Source organism: Streptomyces sp. LUP30 (assembly GCF_001746365.1).
Lineage (GTDB): Bacteria > Actinomycetota > Actinomycetes > Streptomycetales > Streptomycetaceae > Streptomyces.
The window spans coordinates 189,306-196,706 of the sequence record NZ_MJAJ01000008.1; the positions used below are offsets into that span (position 1 = coordinate 189,306).

The 7,401-nt window shown below is 73.5% G+C and carries 8 protein-coding genes; 2 read left to right on the top strand and 6 right to left on the bottom strand.

Annotated features, from left to right (window positions below; all coding sequences use genetic code 11):
• Window positions 1-7: 7 nt before the first annotated feature.
• From BG482_RS10390 to BG482_RS10400, 3 genes are read right to left on the bottom strand one after another with little or no spacing between them, the layout of a single operon-like run.
• A complete protein-coding gene (locus tag BG482_RS10390; protein WP_069768648.1) occupies window positions 8-892 on the bottom strand; it encodes an SDR family oxidoreductase in 885 nt (294 codons plus the stop codon).
• Window positions 889-1,794, bottom strand: coding sequence for an alpha/beta fold hydrolase (locus BG482_RS10395; RefSeq protein ID WP_069768649.1), 906 nt, complete (start codon window positions 1,792-1,794; stop codon window positions 889-891). The genes BG482_RS10390 and BG482_RS10395 overlap by 4 nt, the downstream gene beginning before the upstream one ends.
• Entirely contained in the window at window positions 1,791-3,371 is a 1,581-nt protein-coding gene (locus BG482_RS10400; RefSeq protein WP_069768650.1) for an NAD(P)/FAD-dependent oxidoreductase, read from the bottom strand. Before BG482_RS10400 ends, BG482_RS10395 begins: the two co-directional genes overlap by 4 nt.
• A 146-nt stretch (window positions 3,372-3,517) precedes the next feature.
• Between BG482_RS10400 and BG482_RS10405 the strand changes: the two genes are divergently transcribed.
• Window positions 3,518-4,162 (top strand): MerR family transcriptional regulator, encoded by a 645-nt coding sequence (locus BG482_RS10405; protein WP_069768651.1) that lies wholly within the window; start codon window positions 3,518-3,520, stop codon window positions 4,160-4,162.
• Between the two features lie 101 nt (window positions 4,163-4,263).
• On the opposite strand, the gene BG482_RS10410 is transcribed toward BG482_RS10405, so the two are convergent.
• A complete protein-coding gene (locus BG482_RS10410; RefSeq protein WP_069768652.1) occupies window positions 4,264-5,067 on the bottom strand; it encodes an exodeoxyribonuclease III in 804 nt (267 codons plus the stop codon).
• 134 nt (window positions 5,068-5,201) lie between these two features.
• On the opposite strand from BG482_RS10410, the gene BG482_RS10415 reads away from it, so the two are divergent.
• Window positions 5,202-5,684, top strand: coding sequence for a GNAT family N-acetyltransferase (locus tag BG482_RS10415; RefSeq protein ID WP_069768653.1), 483 nt, complete (start codon window positions 5,202-5,204; stop codon window positions 5,682-5,684).
• Window positions 5,685-5,708: 24 nt separating this feature from the next.
• Here BG482_RS10415 and BG482_RS10420 read toward each other — a convergent pair whose 3' ends face one another.
• Window positions 5,709-6,344: a response regulator transcription factor gene (locus tag BG482_RS10420; protein ID WP_069768654.1), complete on the bottom strand. Its 636-nt coding sequence runs from the start codon at window positions 6,342-6,344 to the stop codon at window positions 5,709-5,711.
• Window positions 6,302-7,401, bottom strand: a 1,100-nt coding sequence (locus tag BG482_RS10425; protein ID WP_069768655.1) for a histidine kinase, incomplete at its 5' end; no start/stop codon positions are given. The genes BG482_RS10420 and BG482_RS10425, both read right to left, overlap by 43 nt.

A 7,401-nucleotide genomic window follows, 5' to 3' on the forward strand; every position in this document is an offset into this window, starting at 1 on the left:
ATGTCGATCAACTACGCTGTGTAGCCCTGGCCTGTTCGTCGGCGGTGCCGCCCGCTCCCACCAGGCCCGTCCGCATCCCCTGCAAGCGGGGCGCGAACCGCTTCATCTCGCGTCGGCCGACCGTCCCGATGATCCCGGGCAGATACCCGCGCACCGCCTGCATCCCGCGCAGCCAGCCCTGCCCGTACACGTGCGGGGAGCGCCGCTCGATCCCGGCCACGATCCGGTCGACCGCCGGTCCCAGCGGGTACGTCTTGTTCGACGGCCACGGCAGCCGCTGCCTCAACTCCCGCATCACCTCGTCCTGATCGGCCCCGCGCACCATGTCGGTGTCCGTCCAGGACAGATACCCGACGCCCACCCGGACGCCCTGGTGGCCGACCTCCGCGCGCAGGCTGTGCGCGAACGCCTCCACGCCCGACTTGGACGCGCAGTACGCGGTCATCATGGGCGCCGGAGTGATCGCGGCGAGCGAGGCGATCTGCAGCAGATAGCCGCGGCTCTCCCGCAGCAGCGGCAGGAACGCGCGGGCCGTGACGGCCGATCCGATCAGGTTGACCTCGATGACCCGGCGCCAGGAGTCCGGGTCGGAGTCGGCGAACGGACCGCCGTTGGCCACACCGGCGTTGGCCACCACGACGTCCACCTTGCCGAAGCGCTCCTTCACCTCCGCCGCGACCCTGCTCATCGCCTCGTGGTCGGTGACGTCGGCGTACCAGTGGCCGCTGTCGCCGTGCAGCCGCTCGGACACCTGCTTCAGCGCGTCCGGCTCCAGACCGACCAGCGCGATCTTCGCACCGCGCGCGGAGAGCTTGCGGGCGAGCAGCTCCCCGACGCCCCGCGCCGCCCCGGTGACCACGACGACCTGTCCCTCGAGCTCGACCCTGCTCATGCGCCCTCCTTCAACTGCGTGTACGTGGTGACGAGTTCCCGGATCCGTGCGGTGACCAGGTCGGGCGCCTCGACCGGCGTCATGTGGCCGACGCCGGGCAGTTCGGTGACGCCCAGGGAGTGCGGCAGCGCCGCCGCGATCCGGTGCGCGTGCACCGGCGGCGTCATCCGGTCGGCGGTGCCCACCAGTACCGCCGTCGGCACGCTCAACCGCCTCACGCCCTGGTCGAGATCGAGCAGGTGCAGCACACCGGACCAGGCGTGCCGCACCCGGCGCGGGCAGGCGTGCACGATCCGGGCGCACGCCTCCACCATGTGCGGGGCTGCGCCCGCGCCCATCGTGGCGTACTTCAGGATCCGCATCGCGACGGGCGTGACCGGTCCGAGGGGCGCCCGGGACCCGAGGACGTGCCGGGTCAGCCAGGTCCGCAGCCGGCCCGGCCGCAGCGGGACGACGGTGGACTCGGCGACCAGCCGCGAGGCGCCGGTGCTGCACAGCAGGACGGCGGCCGCGTGCTCGCGGAACGCGTCGCGGCCGGCCGCCGCCAGCACCGTCATCCCGCCCATGGAGTGACCGGCGATCACCGCCTTCTCCCCGGGCGCGAGCGCCGCCCGCAGGACGGCTTCCAGATCGTCGGCGAGGGCGTCCGTGCTGCACGCCGGGCTCGCCGGGGTGCGTCCGTGCCCGCGCTGGTCGTACGCGACCACCCGGTGGTCGACGGCGAGTTCGCGGATCTGGGCCGCCCAGAACGCCGTCGAGCAGGTCCAGCCGTGGGCGAGGACGACGGCGGGCGCGGCCTCGGCCCCCGAGGCCGGGCCGTGGATCTCCACGTGCAGACGGGCGCCGTCGGCGGAGACGGCGGTCAGCTCACGGACGGAGGCGACGTCACCGACGTAGGTCATGCCGTCACCTCCTTCTCCTCGCCGGCCTGCGACTCGGCGGCGGGCGACTCGGCGGCGGGCGACTCGGCGGCGGGCGACTCGGCGGCCTGATCCTCGGCGGCCTCGGGACGGGCGGGGGCGCGCACCACCTCGTACTCCATGAGGTCCACACGGCGCGTGGCCCGCCGGAACTCGGCGGTGGTCCCCGGCCAGACGGTCGTGTTGCGGCCGCTCGCGTCCAGGTACCAGCTGGTGCAGCCGCCCGTGCTCCACACCGTGCGCCGCATCCGGTCCTGCACCCGGCGGTTCCAGGCGTGCACGGCGCTCGGGCGGGCGTCCAGGGCCGCCCGGCCTCCGAGGACGTCGAGCTGGCGCAGATAGTCGGCCATGTAGTTCAGCTGGGACTCGATCATCAGGATCATGGAGGAGTTCCCGAGACCGGTGTTCGGGCCGATGATCGTCATCCAGTTGGGGAACCCGGCGGCCGACGCGCCCCGCAGGGCTTCCATGCCGCCCTTCCAGCTCTCCGCGAGCGTCCGCCCGTCCGCGCCCACCACCCGGTCGGCGATCGGCATGTCGGTGACATGGAACCCGGTGCCGAACACGATCACGTCGGCCTCGGCCTCGCTGCCGTCGGCGGCGACCAGCGTGGACCCGCGCACCTCGCTCAGGCCGCTCGCCACGACGTCCACGTTGGGTCGCGTGAGGGCCGGATAGTAGGTGCTGGAGAGCAGGATCCGCTTGCAGCCGATGCGGTAGTCGGGGGTGAGCTTGGCGCGCAGGACCGGGTCCTTGACGGCGCGGGCCATGTTGCGCCTGGCGAGCTGCTCGACGAAGCCGAGTTCGTTCGGGTGCTTGGTGAACGCCTGCACCTGCAGCTCGCGGATCCCCCACAGCAGGCCGCGCCGCAGCCGGGCGGTGAAGGGCAGGGCCCGGTGCAGGGCGCGCTCCGCGCCGCTGACGGACCGGTCGACGCGGGGCATCACCCACGGCGGGGTGCGCTGGAAGAGGGTCAGCCGGGAGACGTCCGGCTGGATGGCCGGCACGATCTGGATGGCCGAGGCACCGGTGCCGACCATGGCGACCCGCTTGCCGGCGAGGTCGTGGCCGTGGTCCCAGCGGGCCGAGTGGAAGACCTTGCCGGGGAAGGAGTCCAGGCCCGGGACGGCAGGGATCTTCGGGTCGGACAGCGGCCCGGTGGCCGACACGACGACGTCCGCGAAGTAGCGTCCGGCGCTGGTCTCGACGTCCCAGCGCAGCTCCTGGGCGTCCCAGGTCATCCGCAGCACCTCGGAGTCGAGCCGCAGATGCGGCCGCAGCCCGAACACGTCCGTGACGTGCTCCAGGTAGGCGCGGATGTGCTCCTGGCCGGAGAAGGTGCGCGGCCAGTCCGGGTTGGGCGCGAAGGAGAAGGAGTAGAGGTGGGACGGCACGTCGCAGGCGCACCCCGGGTAGCTGTTGTCCCGCCAGGTCCCGCCCACGCTGCTCGCCCGTTCCAGGATCACGAAGTCCGTGATCCCTTCCCGGCGCAGCCGCACGGCGGCCCCCAGCCCGCCGAAGCCGGACCCGATCACCGCCACCCGTACGTGTTCGGTCATCCCGACACCTCCCAGCCGTGCGACTTTCGCGACTCTCGCGACCGTGCCAGTGAACACTGGCGCAATCGGAGGGTAGAGCAGGTCCGTACCGATGGGTAGGGGCCGGGAGAAGGAAAGTTACCGGCGGTACAACATAAGCTTCGGCCGTGACGGAGAAGCGCGAGTACCGGACGGAGGAGCTGGCGGCCGAGGCCGGCATCACAGTGCGCACCCTGCGCTTCTACCGCGAGCGCAAACTGCTCTCGCCACCCCGGCGCGAGGGCCGCATCGCCTGGTACGACGACCACCACCTGGCCCGGCTGCGGACGATCTCCGCCCTCCTCGAACGCGGCCACACCCTCACCGGCATCGCCGAACTGGCCGACGCGCTGGACCAGGGCAGCGACGTGGCCGAGCTGATCGGCGTCGGCGGCCCCACCGAGGAGGAACCCGTCCACCTCACCCCCGAGGAGCTCGCCGCCCGCTTCGAGGGCCAGGTCACCCCGGAGAACCTCGCCGCCGCCCTCGACCTCGGCTACCTGGGCACCGACGGCGACGAGATCGTCCACATCAGCCGACGGCTCCTGGACGTGTCCTCCGCCCTCGTCGCCGAGGGGATCCCGCTCGCCGAGGTCCTGGCGGCGGGCGTGCGCGTCCGCGAACACGCCGATGCCCTCGCCGAACTCTTCACCGACCTGATCCTGCGCCACGCCACCGAGAAGGACCTGCCCCGCCTGCGCCCCCTCGCCCGAAGCGTGGTGGAGGCGGAACTGTCCCTGGCACTGGACCGACGGCTGCGCACGGAGCCCTGAATCGGCCAGGAGGCCCGGAGTCCCGGAGCCGCGGAGGGCGTCGAGGTCCTGAAGGCCCCCGGGCTCTCCGTGCTCTCCGGGCGCTCCCGGCCCCCTAGGGGTCAGAGGTCGTAGACGACGGTCACCGGGGCGTGGTCCGACCAGCGCTCGGCGTGCGTGGCCGCCCGCTCCACGAGCCCCTTGACCGCCTTGCCCCCGAGGCCGGGCGTCGAGACGTGGTAGTCGATGCGCCAGCCCGAATCGTTGTCGAAGGCCCGCCCCCGGTACGACCACCAGGTGTACGGGCCCTCCATGTCCGGGTGCAGGGTCCGTACGACGTCGACGTAGCCGCCGTCGGCCGGAGCGAGGACTCTGCTCAGCCACTCCCGCTCCTCGGGCAGGAAGCCCGAGCTCTTCTGGTTGGCGCGCCAGTTCTTCAGGTCGGCCTGCTGGTGGGCGATGTTCCAGTCGCCGCAGACCAGGACCTCGCGGCCGTCGGCGGCGGCGCGTTCGCGGAGCTCCTTGAGGTGGGCGAGGAACTGGTCCATGAAGCGGACCTTCTCGTCCTGCCGTTCGGTGCCGACCTCGCCGGAGGGCAGGTAGAGGGAGGCGACGGTCACGCCGGGCAGGTCGGCCTCGACATAGCGGCCGCTGCCGTCGAACTCGGCGGAGCCGAAGCCGATCCGGACGGCGTCCGGCTCCCGGCGGGTGTAGAGGGAGACGCCGGCGCGGCCCTTGGCGGCGGCCGGGGCGTGGGTGACGTGCCAGCCCTCCGGGGCCCGGACCGCATCCGGCAGCTGCTCCGGCTCGGCCCGCACCTCCTGGAGACACAGCACATCGGCGGAGGTGTCCGCGAGCCACTCCACGAAGCCCTTCTTCGCGGCGGCACGCAGTCCATTGACGTTCACGGAGGTCACGGTCAGCACCCCGGCACGATACCGGCCCGAGCACGCCGGCCCGGCCGCCGGCCGCGGGGACACCGGCCGCGGGGACACCGGTCGCCGCCGGCCGGACACTGCCGCCACGGAGTCGAGCCGTGGATACACGTACTGTGTGGGGCGTGAAAATTCGTTCGGTCCCCTTCGACCATCCCGACGCGGTGAAGCTCAACGACGAGGTCCAGGCCGAGTACCACGAGCGCTACGGCGACGGCGGCGACGCCACCGTCCTCGCGCCCTCCGACTTCCAGCCGCCGCGCGGTGTCTATCTCATCGCCTACGACGAGACCGATCGCCCGGTGGCCACCGGCGGCTGGCGCAGCCAGGACGAGAACGGCGAGGGCAACCAGAACGGCGACGCCGAGCTGAAGCGGATGTTCGTGGTCCGGGACATGCGCGGACGAGGTCTGGCGCGGCGGATGCTCGCCGCGCTGGAGGACGACGCGCGTGACGCGGGCCGCATCCGGATGGTCCTGGAGACCGGCACCGAGCAGCCGGAGGCCATCGCCCTGTACACGTCCAGCGGTTACGAGCCGTGCACGAAGTTCGGCTACTACCGTGAGTACGAGTCGAGCCGCTGCTTCGCGAAGCCCCTCGGCTCCTGAGGCCCGTGGCGGGCGCGACCCCGCTCAGCTCCTGAGGTAGGCCAGCACCGCGAGGACCCGGCGATGGGTGTCGTCGGCGGGCGGCAGGTCCAGTTTCGTGAGGATGCCGCCTATGTGCTTGCCGACGGCGGCCTCGGAGACCACGAGCGCCCTGGCTATCGCGCCGTTGGACCTCCCCTCGGCCACCAGCGCGAGCACCTCCCGTTCGCGCGGGGTCAGCCGGTCCAGCGGGTCGCGCCGCCGCCGCAGCAGCTGTCGTACCACCTCCGGGTCGACGACCGTGCCGCCGGCCGCCACCTCACGGAGCGCGGCCACGAACTCCTCCACCTGGCCGACCCGGTCCTTGAGCAGATAGCCGACCCCGCTGCCGTCCCCGGAGTCGAGGAGGTCGGCCGCGTAGGCGCGCTGGACGTACTGGCTGAGGACGAGGACCGGCAGCCCTGGGTGCTCGGCGCGCAGCCGGACCGCCGCCCGCAGCCCCTCGTCCTGGAAGGCGGGCGGCATCCGCACGTCGGTGACGACGATCTGCGGGGTGTGCTCGGCCACGGCCGCGAGCAGCGCCGGGGCGTCGCCGACCGCAGCGACGACCTCATGGCCGAAGCGGGCGAGCAGAGCCGTCAGGCCGTCGCGGAGGAGGACGCTGTCCTCGGCGAGGACCACGCGCAGTCCTGGTCGGTCGGGGTCGGAATCGGCTCGCAAGGGATCTCCACACGCAGGAGGGTCGGTCCGCCGCTCGGGCTGGTCACGGACAGTGTTCCATCGAGCACCGACACCCGGTCCGCGAGCCCGGTGAGTCCGGTGCCGCGCGCGCGGTCGGCACCGCCGTGGCCGTCGTCCTCGACCTCCAGGACGAGCAGCCGCCCGCCGCGCAGTTCGGCACGCACGCGCGCGCGGCGCGCCCCGCTGTGCCGGGCCACGTTGGCCAGCGCCTCCCGGACCGTGAAGTGGGCGGCTGCCTCCACCGCCTGCGGCAGCCGGTCCCCGGGCAGCGCGCACTCCACGTCCGCGGGGACCGGCGACCGGTCGGCGGCGTCGGCGAGGGCGGCGGCCAGACCGTGGTCGGCGAGCACCTTGGGGTGGATGTCGTGGATCAGCTCCCGCAGCTCCGCCAGCACGGCGCCCGCCTCGTCGTGGGCGCGGGCCAGCTGCTCGGCGAGCCGGGTGCCGGGCGGGGCGTCGAGCCGGGCGAGGCCGAGGGCCATGCTGAGCGCGACCAGGCGCTGCTGGGCACCGTCGTGGAGGTCGCGTTCGATACGGCGCCGTTCCGCTTCGAAGGCGTCCACCAGACGGGCCCGGGACCTGGTCAGCTCCACGACCCTGGCCTGCGGCCCGCCGTCGCGCGGGCACACCAGACGGCGGGTCAGCGCGGCCCGGGCCCCGGCGGCCGCGCCGAGGGCGTACGCACCGGCCGCCAGCAGCAGCACTCCCAGCGCGGCGGAGCCGAACGCGGCCCCCTGGCCGGTGACGGTCCACAGCTTGACCACCTTGACCTCCCGCCCGTCGCCGGCGGTCGCGAGCAGCAGCGGGGTCGCGGTCATCGCCACCGGCACGCACAGGGCGACGACCAGCACGAGCGCCTCGGCGGGCCACAACAGGCCGGCGGCGAGGAGCGTGTGGGCCAGTTCGCGCCAGGTCGCGCGGTCCCGCAGCCGGGCGGTGAGCCAGGCGCGCACGCCGGGCGCGTGCGGTTCGGCGTGCGCGGCGGGCGCACCGCCCG

What these genes read in the sequence shown, in the direction of transcription:
- BG482_RS10390 (WP_069768648.1), bottom strand. Translation starts at nt 892, where the DNA reads ATGAGCAGGGTCGAGCTCGAGGGACAGGTCGTCGTGGTCACCGGGGCG.
- BG482_RS10400 (WP_069768650.1), bottom strand. Translation starts at nt 3,371, where the DNA reads ATGACCGAACACGTACGGGTGGCGGTGATCGGGTCCGGCTTCGGCGGG.
- BG482_RS10395 (WP_069768649.1), bottom strand. Translation starts at nt 1,794, where the DNA reads ATGACCTACGTCGGTGACGTCGCCTCCGTCCGTGAGCTGACCGCCGTC.